Raw genomic sequence first — 16,704 nt, 5'->3', positions numbered from 1 at the left:
ATGCCATCATGGCTTCACCACCAGGAGGGAAAGGTCCAGGGCCTTGGCCGAGTGGGTGAGGGCCCCCACGCTCACGTAGTCCACCCCGGCCTCCGCCGCCTGGCGGGCGCGCTCCAGGGTCATGTTGCCGCTGGCCTCGAGGGGCACCCGCCCCCCCACGCGGCGCACCGCTTCCCGCAGGTCTTCCACGGAGAAGTTGTCCAGGAGGATCAGGTCCGCCCCCGCCTCCAGGGCCTCCTCCAGCTCCGCCAGGCTCGTCACCTCCACCTCCACCTTCAGGTGGTGGGGCGCCCCGGCCTTGGCCCGGCGCACCGCCTGGGCCACGCCCCCCGCCGCCCGGAGGTGGTTCTCCTTGAGGAGGATCCCGTCAAAGAGGCCAAAGCGGTGGTTCTTTCCCCCGCCCACCCGCACCGCGTACTTCTCCAGGGCCCGGAGGCCCGGGGTGGTCTTGCGGGTGTCCAGCACCTGGGCCTTGGTCCCCTTGAGGGCTTCCACGTAGGCCCGGGTGAGAGTGGCGATGCCGGATAGGCGCTGGAGGAGGTTCAGGGCCAGCCGCTCCCCAGCCAGGATGCCCCTGAGGGGCCCCTCGAGGCGGGCCACCTCTTGTCCGGGGCCCACCCTTTCTCCTTCGGCCACAAGCGGGGTGAAGGCGATGTGGGGGTCAGCCAAGGCGAAGACCGCCTGGGCCACGGGAAGCCCGGCGATAACCCCTTCCGCCTTGGCCAAGATCACCGCTTGACCCCATAGGTCCTCGGGCACCACCAGCTGGCTGGTGAGGTCCCCATGGCCCAGGTCCTCCCAAAGCCACGCCCTGAGGGTCTCCTCCGACACCATGCCCTCCATTGTAAGGAAAGCGCCCCGGGGCGTTCCGTCTGCGGGCTAGGCTAGGGCCATGGGGAATCGCCTCAAGAATGCCCGCAGCCCCTACCTCCTGGCCCACGCCGACGACCCGGTGGACTGGTATCCCTTTGGCGAGGAAGCTTTCCAAAAAGCGCGGGCCGAGGATAAGCCCCTCTTCCTCTCCGTGGGGTACCACGCCTGCCACTGGTGCCATGTCATGCACCGGGAGTCCTTCCAGGACCCGGAGGTGGCGGAGCTTCTGAACCGCCACTTCGTCCCAGTGAAGGTGGACCGGGAGGAGCGCCCCGACGTGGACGCCGCCTACATGCGGGCCCTGGTGAGCCTCACGGGCCAGGGAGGCTGGCCCATGAGCCTCTTTCTGACCCCGGAGGGCAAGCCCTTCTTCGGGGGGACCTACTTCCCCAAGGAGGACCGGGGAGGGCTTCCGGGTTTCCGGCGGGTCCTCCTGGCGGTGGCCCGGGCCTGGCGGGAGGAGCGGGAGGCCCTGCTTAAGGAAGCGGAAGGGCTGTCCCAGGCCCTTTGGCGAAGCCTAACTCCCCCTCCTGGACCCGTGCCCCAGGACGTGGAGGGAAAGGCCTTGCGGTATCTGATTTACGCCTTCGACCCGGAGTGGGGCGGGTTTCTCCCCGCGCCTAAGTTTCCCCAAGGGAACCTGCTCCTTTACCTCCTGGCCCTGGCCTGGCGGGGGGAAGGGGAGGCGCGGCGGATCCTCCGGAAAACCCTAAGGGCCATGGCCCTAGGCGGGGTCTACGACCAGGTGGGCGGGGGGTTTCACCGCTACGCCGTGGACCGGTTTTGGTACCTTCCCCACTTTGAGAAGATGCTCTACGACAACGCCCTTCTCGCCCGGGTGTATCTGGGGGCCTATCGGGTCTTCGGCGAGGACCTTTTCCTGCGGGTGGCCCAAGAGACCTTGGACTGGCTTCGTGGCATGCAGGGACCCGAGGGGGGTTTTTACACTGCCCTGAGCGCCGAGAGCGAGGGGGAGGAGGGGCGCTACTACACCTGGACCGCAGAGGAGTTGGAGAAGGCCCTGGGCGAGGACTTCCCCTTGGCCCGCTGCTACTTCCGCCTGGAAACCACCCCCCTGGTGGGGGAAGGAGGGAGGAGGGTCCTCACCGCCTGGGGCGAGGAGGAGCTCCGGGAGGAGCTGGGGGAGGCCTTTGCCGCATGGCGGGCGCGGGTGCGCTTCCGCCTCCTGGCCTGGCGGCGCCGCCGCCGGGTTCCCCCAGACCTGGACGACAAGGTCCTGGCGGATGGGTCGGCCTTGGCGGTGCGGGCCTTGGCGGAGGCGGGTAGGCTCCTTGGCCACGAGGGCTACCTGGCGGCTGCCTACAAGGGAGCCCGCTTTCTCCTGGGCACCCTGGGCAGGGACGGCCTGGTGCGCCACACCTGGCGCGCGGGGGCCCTGGGGGAAGAAGCCTTCCTCCAGGATCAGAGCCTCACCGTCTTGGCCCTGCTGGAGCTTTACGCTGCCACTGGGGAGTGGCCCTATCTGGAGCGGGCAAGGTCCTTGGCGGAGGCGGCTTGGGAGGTTTTTCGGGGAGGGGACCTCGAGGGTAGCCCATCCAGCCCAAAGCCCCTACCCCTCCCCGCTAAGGAGGTAGAGGAGACCACCGTTCCCTCGGGTGCAAGCGCCCTGGCGGAGGCTTTCTGGCGGTTGCAGGCCGCCTTTGGTGGGAACTACCGGGAGCGGGCCCAGGTTCTCTTGGAGGAAAAAGCCCTCTGGCTGGCCCGGTATCCCCAGGCCCTCCCGGGGCAGTTATGGGTCCATCGTCTTCTCCTCGAAGGCTCGGAACTGGCTGTGCCTACCCCTTCCTTGGTCCTCGAGGAGCTTCGCGGCCTATACCTTCCCCTCACCCAGCTGGTGAGCGGCCCTGCTGGCGCGCTAGCTGGCTTGGAGGGGTGTGAGCCTGGGAAGATCTACTTGTGCCGAGAGGGGGCTTGCCGTTTGCCTGTGGAGAGCGTGGAGGGAGTTCTTGGGGAGGTGCAGGCACTGTATTCCGGTGATGTCAGTATGTAGCTTTTTTCACAATTATTCCACCACGTGCCCGTTTTCCCCGCTCAGCCCCTTGAACTCCACCCGCCACCCCCCTAGACTGTTACCGACCGACCGGTAAGGAGGCCTCATGCCCAAAGCCTGGATCGTCCAAGCCCTAAGAACCCCCATCGGCAAGCACGGGGGTGCCCTGGTCAGCGTGCGCCCCGACGACCTCCTAGCCCATGTCCTTTCCGCCCTCATGGAGCGCTCCGGCGTGCCCAAGGAGGAGGTGGAGGACGTCTACGCCGGCTGCGCCAACCAAGCGGGGGAGGACAACCGCAACGTGGCCCGCATGGCCCTCCTCCTGGCGGGTTTCCCCGTGGAGGTGGCGGGCTGCACCGTGAACCGCCTTTGCGGCTCTGGGCTTGAGGCCGTGGCCCAGGCGGCCCGGGCCATCTGGGCCGGGGAGGGCCAGGTCTACATCGGAAGCGGCGTGGAGTCCATGTCCCGGGCTCCCTTTGTGGTGCCCAAGGCGGAAAGGCCCTTCCCCACCGGCAACCAGGTGATGTACGACACCACCCTGGGCTGGCGGCTGGTGAATCCCAGGATGCAGGCCCTCTACGGCACGGAGAGCATGGGGGAAACCGCCGAGAACCTGGCGGAGATGTACCGCATCCCCCGGGAGGAGCAGGACCGCTTCGCCTTCCTCTCCCACCAGAAGGCCCTCCGCGCCTGGGACGAGGGCCGCTTCCAAGAGGAGGTGGTCCCCGTACCGGTGAAGCGGGGCAAGGAGGAAGCCCTGGTGGCGGTGGACGAGGGTCCCAGGCGGGACACCTCCTTGGAGCGGCTGGCCCAGCTCCGGCCCGTGTTCCGGGAAGGAGGCACGGTGACCGCGGGCAACTCCAGCCCCTTAAACGACGGGGCGGCAGCGGTCCTCCTGGTCTCCGACGGCTACGCCAAAGCCCACGGCCTCACCCCCCTGGCCCGGGTGCGGAGCATCGCCGTGGCCGGGGTTCCCCCCAGAATCATGGGCATCGGGCCAGTGCCCGCCACGAAAAAGGCCCTGGAGCGGGCCGGGCTTACCTTAAGGGATATCGGCCTTATCGAGCTCAACGAGGCCTTCGCTGCCCAGAGCCTGGCGGTGCTCAGGGAGTGGGGCCTAGACATGGAGGACCCCCGCCTGAACCCCAACGGGGGGGCCATCGCCCTAGGCCACCCCCTGGGGGCCTCGGGGGCCCGGATCCTCACCACCCTGGTCCACGAGATGAGGCGGCGGGACGTGCAATTCGGCCTGGCCACCATGTGCATCGGCGTGGGGCAGGGGATTGCGGTGGTGGTGGAGCGGGTCTAGCCATCCCGTCGGGGCTTGCCCCAGGCTGGGAGCCCCAGAAGGGTAATGGGTAAAGGACGCTAGCCCCCATAGGGCGGTTTCCGTGCGGGCGCTTTAGTCTACAGGCTAGCGGAGGCGTTGGGGGTTTACTCTCTCCCAGGGCAACCGGATGGGCATTTTGTGCCTCTGTTCACGATTAGACCCGCTTGTGAACTTCAGCTCTGCACCCGGCCACACCTGCCCCAGCAGCCAAAGGTCCTTTGGATGTACCCTCACCGGCTTGGCGTACCCCCCGAGGCTCCCCTTGTCCGCCAGGAGAACTAGGGGCCTGCCGGAAGGGGGAACCTGCACCCCGCCCAAAGGAGTGGCCTCGGAAAGCCCCTCCCCTCCCGGCACCTCCGGGCCCAGGAGCTCCACCCCCATGCGGTCCGCCCGCACCACGCGGAAGGCCCCGGAGAGGAACGCCCTCCAGGCCTCCTCGGTGAACTGGGGCCCGGGGAGGAGGCGCAAGCTCAAGGGTAGCGGCAGGGAAAGCTGGGGAAAGGCCATGCCCGGACGCGCAGGCCGGTCCTCCCCCAAGCCCAACACGTCCCCGGCCCTGAGGGCCCGGCCCACCCGGCCCCGGAGATCCGGGGAAGCGGAGCCCAGGAAAGAGCGGACCCCGAGTCCCCCCGCCACCGCCAGGTAAACCCTTACCCCTCGGTCTCGAGGCCGGAAGGAAAGGGTCTTGCCCTTTGGCCAAAGAAAGCTCTGGCCTGGCCCGATCTCCTCCCCATCCAGAAGGGCCACAAGGCCGTATCCCGCCAAGCCCACCACCAAATCCCTAAGGGCGGTGAGGACCGGACCCCGGTAGGCCACCTCCAAAAGAGGCGCGCCCGGGGGGTTCCCCACCAGGCGGTTCGCCAGCCCCGCCGACCGGGGGTCCAGGGGGCCGGAGCGGGCCAGGCCCAGGTGCCCCACCCGAAACCGTCCCCCGTCCACCACCAGGTCCAGAAGGCCGGGTTCCTCCACCCGGAAGGCGGGAAGCCTGGGGTCTTGCGGCAGGAGCTCCAGGGGCTCGGGCTCGGGAGGCGTGGGGCCCTCCACTTCCCGGAAGCGCACCCGGTCCCCCGGGCGGAGGAGGAAGGGCTCCTCCCGGTGGGGGTCATACACGGCCACCAAAGCGGTGCCCAAAAGGTGCCAGCCCCCAGGGGAAGGCAGGGGGTAGATGCCCGTCTGCGGCCCCGCCATGGCCACGGCGTGGGCGGGCACCCGGGGCCTGGGGTGCGCCCTGCGGGGCAGGCGCAGGACCTCGTCCACCGGGGCCATGAAGGGAAACCCCGGGGTGAAACCCAGGGCGTAGACCCGGTAGAGAGGGGCTTGGTGGCGGCGCTTTACCTCCTCGAGGGCAAGGCCGGTGCGGGCTGCCACCTCTGGGAGGTCTTCCCCATCGTAGCGGAGGGGAACCTCCACCACCCGCTCCTCAAGCCCCTCCTCCTCCGGAAGGCGAAGGAACCGGAGAAGACGCCTCCGGGAGAGGCGCCGGGGGTCGTACTCCAGGTAGAGGGTGCCGTAAGCGGGCACCGCCTCCAGAAGGCCTTGGGGCGGGGCCTTCAGCAGGGCCCGGGCCAGGGTCTGCGCCCAGCGGTTGGCCTCCTCGGAAATCCCCTCCCCGAAGACCAGGTAAAGCCCCTCCACCCCCTCACTCTAGCGAAGGCCGGGGCCCTAGACCCCTGGCCAGCTCCCGGTCGGGGAGGAAGAGAAGGGCCGAGGCCGCCAGCCCGGTGAAGAGAGCGCTGAAGAGGAAGATGCGCCGCAAGGCCTCCACGATCCCCTCCTTGAGGGCCTCCGTGAGCCGGACACGTACCTCTCTAAGCCGGGAAAGGGCCTCCTCCGGTACCTTGACCAGGGCCTCGGCCTGGGCGCGCTCCAGCCCGGCCTGGGCCACCACCTCGGCCTCCAAGGCCTTCAATCGGGCCAGCACCTGCGCCCGCAGGGCGGGCGGCGGAGGGGCGGAAAGGAGCCCCGCCAGGCCCCGGCCCCAAGGAAGCGCCAGGAGGGCGCTCTTCGCTCCCTCGTCCCCGGCCCAAGCCCGCTCCAGAAGGAGCAGGGTGCCTTCGACTACGCCCCCGGGGAGGAGAAGAGCCCGGTACGCCGGGGGCAGGCCAGGCTCCCGCAAAAGCCTCTGCCGCGCTTCCTCGTCCCCCCGCAGGGCCTGGACCAAGAGGGACCGCATCCGGCCAAACTGGGCAGGAAGCCCCCCGGGAACCAGGCTGGCCTTTAAGGCCTCGGGCAGAAAGGGATCGGCCCTCAAAGCCTCGTAGGCCGCCATATCCCCCTTAAGGGCCTTGGGAAGGAGGGCCTCGAGGCGGTCGAACTCCCGGTCCAGGTCCAGGGCCATGCCCTCCCCGCTCCGCACCATGGCCGGGGAGGAGGCGTTACCCCCGGGGAAGGCGCCCTGGAGGTGATGGGTGAGGCTCTGGGCCAAGACCGTGCCCAGGAGGGCGATCCCCATGGTGGAGCCGATCTGCCGGGTGAACTGGACCATGCTGGTGCCGCTTCCTATGCGTTCCTTGGGCAGATCGCTTTGCGCCACGATGTTGAGGACGCTCTGGGCCGGGCCGAGGCCAAGCCCCAAGAGGAAGAAGAGGAAGACCACCAGGGCCAGGGGCGTGCCCACCGCCAGGAAGAAGTGGAGCAGGAGGAAAAGGGCCAGAAGGAAGAGGGCGCTTCCCAAGAGGAGAACCTTGTACCGCCCCAGGCGGGCCACCAGCTGCCCCCCGCCGATGCTTCCCGCCATCACCCCCAAGGTGAGGGGCAAGACGGTGACGCCGCTTTGGCTGGCGGAAACCCCCTTGACCACCTGCAGGTAGAGGGGCAGGAAGGCTACGGCGCCCAGGAAGGCCGGACCGTAGAAGAAGGCCGCGGCGGCGGAGAGGCTGAAGGTGCGCCTTTGGAACACGGAAAGGTCAAAGAGGGGATGGGAAAGCCGCCGCTCCAAGGCTACCCAGGCCACAAGCCCCACCAGGGCAGACCCCAGAAGCCCCAGCATCACTGGGCTTCCCCAAGGGTACGTGCTCCCGCCCCAGGAGAAGGCCAGCATGAGGGGCACGGTCCAGAGGATCAGGAAAAGGGCTCCCAAGAAGTCAAAGGGTTCCCTGTGGCCAGGCCGCAGGCGAGGCATGTAGCGGAGGATAAACCAAAGGGCCACCGCGCCCACGGGCATATTGATGTAGAAGACCCAGCGCCAGGAAAGATGGTCCGTGAGGAGCCCGCCCAGCCAGGGGCCCACCGCCGAGGAAAGCCCAAAGAGGGCCCCGAAGGCCCCGGCCAGCCGCCCCCGCTCCCTGGGAGGGAAGAGGACGGCGATGGTGGTGAGGGCTAGGGCAAAGAGGGCCCCGCCTCCCACCCCTTGGAGGCCGCGAAAGAGGATGAGCTCGGCCATGTTCTGGGAAAGGCCCGACAGGGCCGAACCCAGGAGGAAAAGCCCTACCGCCCAAAGCAGGATGGTCTTCCGGGAGAAAAGCTCCGTGAGCCGCCCGAAGATGGGCGCCGACACCGTGGAGGTAAGGAGGTAGCTGGTGGTGACCCAGGCGTAGTACTCGGCCCCTTTTAGCTCCCCCACGATGCGGGGCATGGCGGTGGAAACGATGGTCTGGTCCAGCGCGGCCAAGAAGAGGCCGAGCAGGATGCCGGTCATGGTAAAGCGAACTTCTTGGGGTGTAGGGTTCATGCTTCCTCCAAACGCGCCAGGAGCCCAAGGAGGGCCTGGACCTCCTCGGGGCTCAGGCGGGCAAGCCTGCGGCGCAGGGCCTCGGCCATCAGGGCCTCCGCCCGGGAAAGGGCCTCCTCTCCCCTATCCGTGAGGCGGAAGGCAAAGCGGCGGAGGTCCTTGGGGTCCAGGGCGCGCACCACAAAGCCCCCCTCCTCCAGGCGTTTCAGCATGTGGCTCACCGTGGGCAGGGGCAGGCCCATCCTCCGGGCGGCCTCCGAGGGGTAGGGGTGAAGCTGGAGCACCCGCAAGAGCCAGGCCTCGAGGCCCGATATCCCTAGGTGTTCCAAACCCTTTTCCGTCTCCTCCCGCAGGCTCCGCTGGAGCCGCCACAGGTGCCCCAGCAGGTCCCAAACCATGGGTTTAGACTATTTCATCATGAACTATTTGATTGTAAACCACGCCACCTTGACCCCGGGGCGCCTCCGGGCGTAGCCTCTCGCTGGAGGTCCAGATGAAGAGCCGCTTCTACAGCCAAGGCGAGAACCACTACGCCCTAGACCCCGACCTGAAAGCGATCCTGGGCACCTTCGCTCCCGGCCTTCCCCAGGAGGAGCTTTCCGCCTTCGGGAGGCTGGTGGGGGAGGAGGTCTTGGAGGTGGCCCACCACGTGGACCAAGACGCCCCGCCCCGCCTGCAGATGCACGACCTGGACGGCAACCGCATCGACCGGGCCCTCCTCTCCCCCGCCCAGGCCGCCCTTCTGGAAAAGCTCCGCCCCATGATCCGTCCCGCCTACGAGGGCCGGGGCTGGCCCCTTCACTACGCCCTGGGCTACCTCCTGGCGGACGGAGGGCTTTACTGCATCCTTACCATCACCCACCAGGTGGCCTACGCCCTCCACAAGTACGCCCCGGAGCACGAGGCGGTGAAGCGGGAGCTCCTTTACGGCCCGGCCTTCGGGGCCACCTGGATGACGGAGATCCAGGGGGGAAGCGACCTGGGGGCCAACCGCACCCTGGCCCGGAAGGAAGGTGGGGCCTGGCGGCTCTACGGGGGGGACAAGTACTTCGCCTCGGGAGCGGGCCTGGCGGACTACGCCATCGTCACCGCCAGGCCGGAAGGGGCTCCCGAAGGACCCAAGAGCCTGGCCCTCTTCCTCCTGCCCCGGGAGGTGGAAGGGCGGCTCAACTTCACCGTGCGCCGCTTCAAGGAGAAGCTGGCCACCCGGGCGGTGCCCTCGGGGGAGGTGGAGCTGGAAGGGAGCCTGGCCCATCTCATCGGCAAGGCCGAGGAGGGCATCTACTACACCTTGGAGAACCTCACGGTGAGCCGGCTGGCCAACGCGGCCGCCGCCATGGGCATCGCCAAGAAGGCTCACCTCGAGGCCCTCTTCCGGGTGAGGCGGCGGACCGCCTCCGGCAAGAGGCTCCTGGACCACGACCTGGTCCAGCACGACCTCCTCACCCTACGCCTACGGCAGGTGGGGGGCACGGCCTTGGCCTTCCTGGCCATCCAAGCTTTTGACCGGGCCTGGGAGGAGCGGCCGCCCTACAGCGAGGCCTACCACCTGGCCAGACTCCTTTCCCACCTGGCCAAGGGGCGCACCGCCGAGCACGCCAGCGCCATCACCCAGCTGGCCATGGAGCTCTTTGGAGGCCTGGGCTTTTTGGAGGAGTACGGGGTGGCCCGCTGGCACCGGGAGGCCCTCATCACCCCCATCTGGGAGGGCCCCGCCAACATCCAGGCCCTGGACATGGCGGAGGCCATCGCCAAGAAGCGAGCCCACGAGCCCCTCTTGGCCATGCTAGGGGGAAGCCCAAGGACCCAGGCCGAGGCGCACAAGATCCTCAAGAAGCTGCAAGAGGAAGGACCCTGGTACGCCAAGGAGGCCCTTAGGGCTTTAGCGGACGTGGTGACGGTCTACGCCTTGGAGAAGTTGGCCGCCGAACCCTTCCCCGAGCTTGCGGAGCTCTACGCCCGCCGCTTCCTTAAAGGGGAAACCCTTCCCCCCTCCGCCCAAAGGCCCGAGCTTTACGACCCCTGGTCCAGCCTCTCGTAAAGGGGCGCCAGGTCCTCGGGGCGGAAGCGGGCGGTGTAGCCCTTGGGGGGCACGGGCTCCTCGTAGAAGAAGGCGGGGAGGCGGTCGTCCTCGTGGCTGAAGCCCGCCAGGTGGTTGAAGCGGTGCTCCAGGCGAAGCACCCCCTCCCCCAGCTCCCGCCAAAAGGCCGGGGTGAGGGCGGTGCCCAAGGCGGCGTTCACGCTTTCCGTGATGAACGCCACCTGCTTGTTGGTGACGCTTCCCCCGAAGACGCATAGCCCCAGGCTGTCGTTGGCGGCGGCGTTCACCTGGGCTTGGTAACTGGCCTCGAGGATCTCCTCCACGGGCATGGCCCGGGTTTCCAACCTGGGAGCGTTTCCCGCGGTGTGGTCCGCCCCCTGGGCGGTGGTCATCATGGTGATGCCCGTGGCCTCCACCACCCGGGGATCGTAGGCGGAGATGGCCTGGCGCTTGATCACGGGAACCCGCTTCAGGCCCAAAGCCTCCCCCACCCGGGCCGTGCCCTGAGCCAGGAAGCGGGCCTCCTCGCTTGGGGTGTAAAGGGCCTTAAGCTTGGCCTCCATGAAGGCGTAGTCCCCCCAAGGCCCCTCCCCCTTCTCCATGAGGAGGGCCAAGGTGGCCCCGGTTTCGATGGTGTCGATGCCCAGGTCGTTGGCCAGGCGGTTCAAGCGGGCGAGGGCATCCGGGTCGGTGAGGCCGCAGTTGGTGCCCAGAAGGCCGATGGTCTCGTACTCCAAGGGGGAGACCACCTCCTCCCCCTTCTCGTCCACGATTACGTTGGAGCACTGGATCACGCACCCCGGCATGCAGGCATGGGTGTGCTTGCCGCCCCGCGCCCGGTTCAAAGGGGCGATGTACTGCCCGCCCATGCGGAAGGCCTCGGGCGGGGCCAGCCTCCCCTCGCGGAAGTTGCGGACGGGAAGGCCGCCGAAGGCGTTTTGGAAGTCGGCCATGCCCATGGTGCCGATGGCGTTGTAGAACTGCATGACCAGGGGGTCTTCCCGTAGGAGCCCCGCGTAGCGGCGGACGCTCTCCGCCACCTTGGGCTTGTCCCAGACCTCCGCCTTCCCCGGGACCTCCAGCACGATGGCCTTCACCCGCTTAGCCCCCATCACCGCCCCCACGCCCCCCCGGGCGGCCAGACGGGAAGGGCGGCCGTCCGTGTCCGAGAAGGCGATGCCGGAAAGAAGGCCCAAGTACTCCCCCACGGGGCCCAGGAGGGCGAAGGCGATCTTCCGGCCGTAGGCGGCGAAAAGCCTCCGCGCCACCTCAAAGTTCCCCAGGCCCAAGAGGTCCTTTGCTGGTTCAAAGAACACCTGGCCGTCCCGGGTGAGGCGCAAGACCACCCAGTCGGGGCTTGCCCCCTCGAGGACCAAGTGGGAAAGCTTCATCTGCCCCAAGGCGTAGCCGAAGGTGCCCCCGCCATTGGCCTCCTTGATGCCCAGGGTGAGGGGGCTACGGGTGCCCACGCTGGTGCGGTTGGCGTTGGAAAAGCCCGTGCCCGCCAAAGGGCCGATGGCGAAGACCAGGGGGTTTTCCGGGGAAAGGGGGTCAAGGCGCCAGGCCTCCTGTTCCAGGAGGATCCGGCCCGTGCGGTACCGCCCGCCAAAGGCCACCTCCTCCGGGGCCACCTCTTGCCAGTACGCCTTGCGCGCCGAAAGGTCAAGCTTCAAAGACCGCCACACCGTCCACCACCCCTTGACCCCCAGGATAATCCCGAGGCGCAGGAGGAAAGGTTCAGTCCCCCACCCGCAAAACCTCTAGGGCCCTGAGCCGGTTCACCGCCGCCCCCAGCTCCAGAGGGCGCACCTCCGCCACCTCAGGGGCCTCCTCGAGGGCAAAAAGGTCCTCCACACCCTCCAAGGCGGTTTCCACCAGGGTCCTTAAGGGGAGCCGACCATCCGCCAGCCGCCAAAGCCTCTGGAACCAAGCCCCCAGGGCCCGCACCTGGGCGTTTTCAAACAGGTCCAAAGCGGACAGGTCCACCACCTCCTCGCCGTAGACCAGCTCCCTGAGCCCCCGGCCCTTCACCCGGGTCTTCCGGCCCCGCCTGGGATCAAAGCTCTCGGGCAGGGGGGCCCGGGAAGCCACGGCAAGGGGATACCGAGGCTCGCCAAAAGCCCGCCCCGTGGGATGGGCTTGGGCAATGGCCTTGGCCTCCAAGGTGGCCTCCCTCGGCCGGTACTCCTCCAGAAGCAAGACCGTGTCCGCCAGGTCCAGGTAGTCCCCCACCCCACCCACCACCAGGACCAGGCTCACCCCCCTGGCCTTAAAGTCCTGAACCCGGTCCAGAAGGGGGGTGAGGGTTTCCCGGCGCACCAGGGCCTGCATGCGGGCATCCCGCACCAGGAGGTTGGTGGCGGAGGTGTCCTCGTCCAAGAGAAGCACCCGCGCACCCAGCTCCAAGGCCTCCAGGATGGCGGCCGCCAGGCTGGTGGAGCCGGAGGCATCCTCCGTGGAGAAGAAAGAGGTGTCCTGGCCCAGGGGCAGATCGTGCACGAAGGGCCTTAGGTCCACGCCCTTCACGCTTCGGCCATCCTCCGACTGGACGCTTTGGGCCAGGGCATGGGTTACCACCCACTCCCGCCCGTCCCCGGGCACGTGGGGATAGACCCCATGGACCAGGGCCTCGAGGAGGGTGGTTTTCCCATGGAAGCCTCCGCCGGTGATCAGGGTGAGGCCCTGGGGGATACCCATGCCGAAGACCTCCCCCGCGTGGGGCACCCGGAAGGCCACCCGCAAGGCGGGGGGGCTTTGGAAGGGGATGGCCCCCTTGAGGGGCCTCTGGCTCACCCCGCTTTCCCGAGGGAGGATAGCCCCATCCCCCACGAACGCCACCAGGCCCCGCTCGGTAAGGCGCTCCTGGAGGAAGGCGAAGTCCTCCACCTGGCGCACGTGGCGAAGGAGCGCCGCCCGGTCCAGCTCCGGAAGAAGCCCGCGGAGATGGTCCACCAAGGTGCGGAAAAGCCTCTCCGCCTCCTTGCCCAGGATGCGCCGCCCGGCGGCGGGCAGGCCCACCCGGAAGCGAAGGAAAAGCCCGCCCTCCCCCTGGGGCCGGCCCTCCGGACCCGGGACGAGGAGGTGAGCCCCGGCGCGCTTCAGCACCTTGGGGCTTTCCACCTCCACCCGCACCTCTCCCGAGTGGCCGCTACCCCCGGCGCGCAGGCCGCGGAGGCGGGCCTTGAGGGCGCGCAGGAGAAAGTCCTCCACCGCCACCTTTCCCTCAGGCCGGGTGTAGACCCGAAGGGGCCCCAAGGCCTGGGGAGGGTAGCGGACCTCGAGGACGCTGGGGGTAGCAAAAGGATCCCCTTGGACGTACACGAAGCGCAGGTCCAACTCCTCCCCGCGCCACACGCCCTTAAGGTCCTTGTAAAAGGGGTAAGGCCTCCCCTCCAAGGAGGCCAGGAAGGGGAAGAGCTCCGCAAGCCGCCGCACGCCCTCAGGTTAGCCCAAGGCCTCCACCTCCACCCGCCTTAGGGCGCGGGCGAGGCGCTCCACCCCCTCCAAAAACTCCTCCTCGCAGATGGTGAGGGGCGGGGCCACGATGAGGACGTTGTGCTTGGCCAAAACATAAACCCCTTCCCGCAGAAGCTCCTTGAGGAGGGCCTGCATGGGGGGGCTAAAGGGCGCGTGCCAGGGGGAAAGGGGTTCCCGGCTCTCCCGGTCCCTGACGAGCTCCAGGGCGTAAAAAGCCCCCAGGCCCCGCACCTCCCCCACCAAGGGGTGCTCCCGCGCCAGGGCCTCCAGGGCTTCTCGGAAAAACCCTTCCAAGGCGCGGACCCGCTCGAAGATCCCCTCTTCCCGGTAGGCCTCGAGGGCGGCCAGCCCCGCCGCCACCGCCAGGGGGTGCCCGGCGTAGGTGTGTCCCGTGGGGAGGGGCACCTGGTCAAAGTGGCGGGCCAGGCCCTCCCGCACCAAGACCCCACCCAGGGGCACATAGGCGGAGGTGACCCCCTTGGCGAAGGTGATGAGGTCAGGCACCACGCGGAAGCGCTCCGCGGCGAAGGCCGCCCCCACGCGGCCGAAGCCCGTCATCACCTCGTCAAAGACCAGGAGGATGCCGTGCCGGTCGCAAAGGGCCCGCACCCCTTCCAGGTACCCTTCCGGGTAGACGATGACCCCGTTGGAACCCACCACCGGCTCCAAGAAAATGGCCGCTACTCGGCTCGGGTCCTCGTGGAGGAGAACCCTTTCCAGATGCTCCAGGGCCCGGCGGGTTTCCTCCTGGGGATCCTCGGTGAAGAAGGGGCTCCGGTAGGGGTAGGGGGCGAAGAAGTGCACCACCCCCGGGGCCGTGCCTGGCTCTGCGGGCCAACGGCGGTTCTCCCCGGTGAGGCTGGCCGAGGCGTGGGTGGCCCCGTGGAAGGAGCGGTAAGCGGCCAGCACCTTGAAGCGCCCAGTGAGCTGGCGGACAAACTTCACCGCATCCTCGTTGGCCTCCGTGCCCGAAGGGGTGAAGAAAACCCGGGCACCCTCCTCCCAGGGGGCGAGGTCGGAAAGGGCCTTGGCCAGGAGGGCCCGCCTGTCGTGGAAGAAGCTGGGGGCGGCGTAGGCCAGCCTCGCCGCCTGCTCGGCAATGGCCCCCACCAGCTTGGGGTGGGCGTGGCCCAGGTTCACCGCCACCAGCCCCGCGGAGAAATCCAGGTAGCGGTGCCCCTCTTCGTCGTAAAGCCAGACCCCCTCCCCGCGCACCACAAGGGGAGGGTTGAGGCCAGCCTGCGCTACCCAGGGGGTGAGGACGTGCTTCTTGTGCAGGGCTTTCAGGTCCATTTGCCCGGATTATACGCCCATTCCCCATCCCCACCTTGACAAATATATGAAAATGGCTTATCACTATTGCCATGAGGCCTTGGTTTCTCCTCCTCTTCCTGGGCCCTGCCCTGGCCCAGGTGCCGGTAGCCGCCACCACGCCCATCCTGGCCGACCTGGTGCGCCAGGTGGGGGGTAGCCGGGTGCAGGTGGTGAGCGTGGTTCCTCCTGGGGCTGACCCCCACACCTTTGACCCCAGCCCGGCCACAGCCAAGGCTCTGGCGCAAAGCCGCCTCCTCTTGGCCAACGGGCTGGGCCTCGAGGCCTACCTGCCCAAGCTGCAAAGCCTCCTCCCCACAGGGGCCCGGGTAGTGAAGCTGGGAGAGGGGCAACCCGGCCTCATCTGCGCGGGGGAAACCCACGAAGAAGCCCGCGGCGAAGAAGACCACCACCACGGCCCCTGCAACCCTCACCTCTGGCTGGACCCCACCCACGCGGTGCGCTACGCGGAGCGCATCGCCCAGGAGCTCAGCCGCCTGGACCCCGCAGGGAAGGCCCAGTACCAGGCCAACCTGAACCGCTTCCGCCAAGAAGTGGCCAAGCGGGACCAGGCCTTCCAGGCCTGCGGCCTCAAGGGGAAAAAGGTGGTGGTCCAGCACGACGCCTTCCGCTACTTTGCCCGGCGCTACGGCCTGGTGGTGGTGGGGGTATTGACCCAAGCCGGGGCCCAGGAAGTGAGCAGCAAGAGCTTTTTGGCCCTTCTGGAAAAGGCCAAGCGGGAAGGAGTGAAACTGGTCCTGGCCGAGCCCCAGTTTCGGGGCACGGCCCTCAAGACCTTGGCGGAGGCCTTGGGAGCCAGGCTCGTGGTGATGTACACCGATACCCTGGACCAGAAAGTGAATAGCTACCTGGCCCTCCTGGACCACAACCTCAAGGCCCTGTGCCCATAATGGAGGCATGGGGTTCCAAGAAGTGTTCGGCGTCCTGCCGGAGGCCAGCGCCCAGGCCCCGGGGCGGGTGAACCTGCTGGGGGAGCACACCGACTACCAAGAGGGCTATGTCCTCCCCACCCCCCTCCCCTACCTCACCCGGGTGGAAGCGGGCCGGGCGGAGGGGCGGGTGGAGGCCTACAGCGAAACCCTGAAGGAGCTCAGGGCCAGGCCCCTAGGAAGCCCCCCCCAGGGGGACTTCCTGGACTACCTCCTGGGGGTGGTCTGGGCGCTGAGGGAGGCCGGGCATCCCGTGCCGGGAGCCCGTTTGTACATCCGGAGCGAGCTGCCCACGGGGGCCGGCCTCTCCAGCTCCGCCGCCCTGGAGGTGGCCGCCCTCAAGGCCCTCCGCGCCCTCTTCCGCCTGCCCCTAAGCGACCTGGAGGTGGCCCTTCTGGCCCAGAAGGCCGAGGTGGACTACGTGGGGGTGCGCTGTGGCATCATGGATCAGATGGCCGCCAGCCTCGGGGAGGCGGGCAAAGCCCTTTTCCTGGACACCCGCACCCTGGCCCACGAAAACCTTCCCCTGCCCCCTGGGGTGCGGGTGGTGGTCTTGGACCTGGGGCTTGGGCGCCGCCTGGCGGAGGCGGGGTACAACGAGAGGCGGCAGGAGGCGGAGGAGGCCGCCAGAAGGCTTGGGGTGCGTTCATTGCGGGACGTGGCCGACCTCTGCCTGGTGGAAAGCCTGCCCTCCCCCTTGGACAAACGGGCCCGGCACATCGTGGGGGAAAACCTCCGAGTGCTAAGGGGGGTAGAGGCGCTCCGAAGAGGGGATGTCAAGGCTTTCGGCGAGCTCATGACTCAAAGCCACCGCTCCCTTTCCCAGGACTACGAGGTGAGCCTTCCCGAGCTGGACGCCCTGGTGGAGGCGGCCTTGGAGGCCGGGGCCTACGGGGCCAAGCTTACGGGGGCAGGGTTCGGCGGGGCGGTGGTAGCCCTGGTGCCCGAGGGGCGGGTGGAGGATTTTCAGAGGGCCCTCCACGCCGGTTTCCCCCAGCTGCGCATCCTCTGAACGGAGCAGCCCCCTTCGGCCGGGTAAGC

12 protein-coding genes are annotated in these 16,704 nt (G+C 68.4%); 5 read left to right on the top strand and 7 right to left on the bottom strand.

Annotated features, from left to right (window positions below):
• Positions 1-6: 6 nt before the first annotated feature.
• The gene (gene nadC / locus L1088_RS04055) at positions 7-834 is read right to left on the bottom strand and encodes a carboxylating nicotinate-nucleotide diphosphorylase (RefSeq protein ID WP_420883013.1); all 828 of its coding nucleotides are present in this window, start codon (positions 832-834) and stop codon (positions 7-9) included.
• 58 nt (positions 835-892) lie between these two features.
• Here nadC and L1088_RS04050 point away from each other — a divergent pair, with 58 nt between their 5' ends.
• Positions 893-2,884 carry a thioredoxin domain-containing protein gene (locus L1088_RS04050; protein ID WP_234553836.1) on the top strand — a complete coding sequence of 664 codons (1,992 nt, stop codon included), beginning with the start codon at positions 893-895 and terminating at the stop codon, positions 2,882-2,884.
• A 106-nt stretch (positions 2,885-2,990) separates the two neighbouring features.
• Complete coding sequence (locus L1088_RS04045; RefSeq protein WP_234553835.1) at positions 2,991-4,193, top strand: thiolase family protein; 1,203 nt, start codon at positions 2,991-2,993, stop codon at positions 4,191-4,193.
• 105 nt (positions 4,194-4,298) lie between these two features.
• Here L1088_RS04045 and pxpB read toward each other — a convergent pair whose 3' ends face one another.
• Genes pxpB through L1088_RS04030 form a run of 3 tightly spaced genes read right to left on the bottom strand, consistent with a single transcriptional unit; the run spans position 4,299 to position 8,282 of the window.
• Positions 4,299-5,849: a 5-oxoprolinase subunit PxpB gene (gene pxpB / locus L1088_RS04040; protein WP_234553834.1), complete on the bottom strand. Its 1,551-nt coding sequence runs from the start codon at positions 5,847-5,849 to the stop codon at positions 4,299-4,301.
• Between the two features lie 4 nt (positions 5,850-5,853).
• Positions 5,854-7,884, bottom strand: a complete 2,031-nt coding sequence (locus tag L1088_RS04035; RefSeq protein WP_234553833.1) for an MDR family MFS transporter — start codon at positions 7,882-7,884, stop codon at positions 5,854-5,856.
• A complete protein-coding gene (locus tag L1088_RS04030) occupies positions 7,881-8,282 on the bottom strand; it encodes a MarR family winged helix-turn-helix transcriptional regulator (RefSeq protein WP_234553832.1) in 402 nt (133 codons plus the stop codon). The genes L1088_RS04035 and L1088_RS04030 overlap by 4 nt, the downstream gene beginning before the upstream one ends.
• A gap of 95 nt (positions 8,283-8,377) precedes the next feature.
• Here L1088_RS04030 and L1088_RS04025 point away from each other — a divergent pair, with 95 nt between their 5' ends.
• Positions 8,378-9,925, top strand: a complete 1,548-nt coding sequence (locus L1088_RS04025) for an acyl-CoA dehydrogenase family protein (protein ID WP_234553831.1) — start codon at positions 8,378-8,380, stop codon at positions 9,923-9,925.
• Here the strand turns inward: L1088_RS04025 and L1088_RS04020 are convergent.
• From L1088_RS04020 to L1088_RS04010, 3 genes are read right to left on the bottom strand one after another with little or no spacing between them, the layout of a single operon-like run.
• Positions 9,898-11,610 (bottom strand): aldehyde ferredoxin oxidoreductase C-terminal domain-containing protein, encoded by a 1,713-nt coding sequence (locus L1088_RS04020; protein WP_326490749.1) that lies wholly within the window; start codon positions 11,608-11,610, stop codon positions 9,898-9,900. The genes L1088_RS04025 and L1088_RS04020 overlap by 28 nt on opposite strands.
• A gap of 52 nt (positions 11,611-11,662) precedes the next feature.
• Complete coding sequence (locus L1088_RS04015) at positions 11,663-13,360, bottom strand: P-loop domain-containing protein (RefSeq protein ID WP_234553829.1); 1,698 nt, start codon at positions 13,358-13,360, stop codon at positions 11,663-11,665.
• Between the two features lie 9 nt (positions 13,361-13,369).
• Complete coding sequence (locus L1088_RS04010; protein WP_234553828.1) at positions 13,370-14,695, bottom strand: aminotransferase class III-fold pyridoxal phosphate-dependent enzyme; 1,326 nt, start codon at positions 14,693-14,695, stop codon at positions 13,370-13,372.
• 71 nt (positions 14,696-14,766) lie between these two features.
• Here L1088_RS04010 and L1088_RS04005 point away from each other — a divergent pair, with 71 nt between their 5' ends.
• Positions 14,767-15,624, top strand: coding sequence for a metal ABC transporter substrate-binding protein (locus tag L1088_RS04005; RefSeq protein ID WP_234553827.1), 858 nt, complete (start codon positions 14,767-14,769; stop codon positions 15,622-15,624).
• A 7-nt stretch (positions 15,625-15,631) separates the two neighbouring features.
• Positions 15,632-16,675 (top strand): galactokinase, encoded by a 1,044-nt coding sequence (galK, locus tag L1088_RS04000; RefSeq protein ID WP_234553826.1) that lies wholly within the window; start codon positions 15,632-15,634, stop codon positions 16,673-16,675.
• Positions 16,676-16,704: the final 29 nt, after the last annotated feature.

Source organism: Thermus caliditerrae (genome assembly GCF_021462525.1).
GTDB lineage: Bacteria > Deinococcota > Deinococci > Deinococcales > Thermaceae > Thermus > Thermus caliditerrae.
Note: the sequence above shows the minus strand (reverse complement) of the source record. Positions and strands in the feature narration are given on the sequence as shown.

Excerpts from the sequence above, each read along its gene's own strand:
- nadC (WP_420883013.1), bottom strand. The coding sequence starts at position 834 with ATGGTGTCGGAGGAGACCCTCAGGGCGTGGCTTTGGGAGGACCTGGGC.
- L1088_RS04050 (WP_234553836.1), top strand. The coding sequence starts at position 893 with ATGGGGAATCGCCTCAAGAATGCCCGCAGCCCCTACCTCCTGGCCCAC.
- L1088_RS04045 (WP_234553835.1), top strand. The coding sequence starts at position 2,991 with ATGCCCAAAGCCTGGATCGTCCAAGCCCTAAGAACCCCCATCGGCAAG.
- L1088_RS04035 (WP_234553833.1), bottom strand. The coding sequence starts at position 7,884 with ATGAACCCTACACCCCAAGAAGTTCGCTTTACCATGACCGGCATCCTG.
- L1088_RS04030 (WP_234553832.1), bottom strand. The coding sequence starts at position 8,282 with ATGGTTTGGGACCTGCTGGGGCACCTGTGGCGGCTCCAGCGGAGCCTG.
- L1088_RS04025 (WP_234553831.1), top strand. The coding sequence starts at position 8,378 with ATGAAGAGCCGCTTCTACAGCCAAGGCGAGAACCACTACGCCCTAGAC.
- L1088_RS04010 (WP_234553828.1), bottom strand. The coding sequence starts at position 14,695 with ATGGACCTGAAAGCCCTGCACAAGAAGCACGTCCTCACCCCCTGGGTA.
- L1088_RS04005 (WP_234553827.1), top strand. The coding sequence starts at position 14,767 with ATGAGGCCTTGGTTTCTCCTCCTCTTCCTGGGCCCTGCCCTGGCCCAG.
- galK (WP_234553826.1), top strand. The coding sequence starts at position 15,632 with ATGGGGTTCCAAGAAGTGTTCGGCGTCCTGCCGGAGGCCAGCGCCCAG.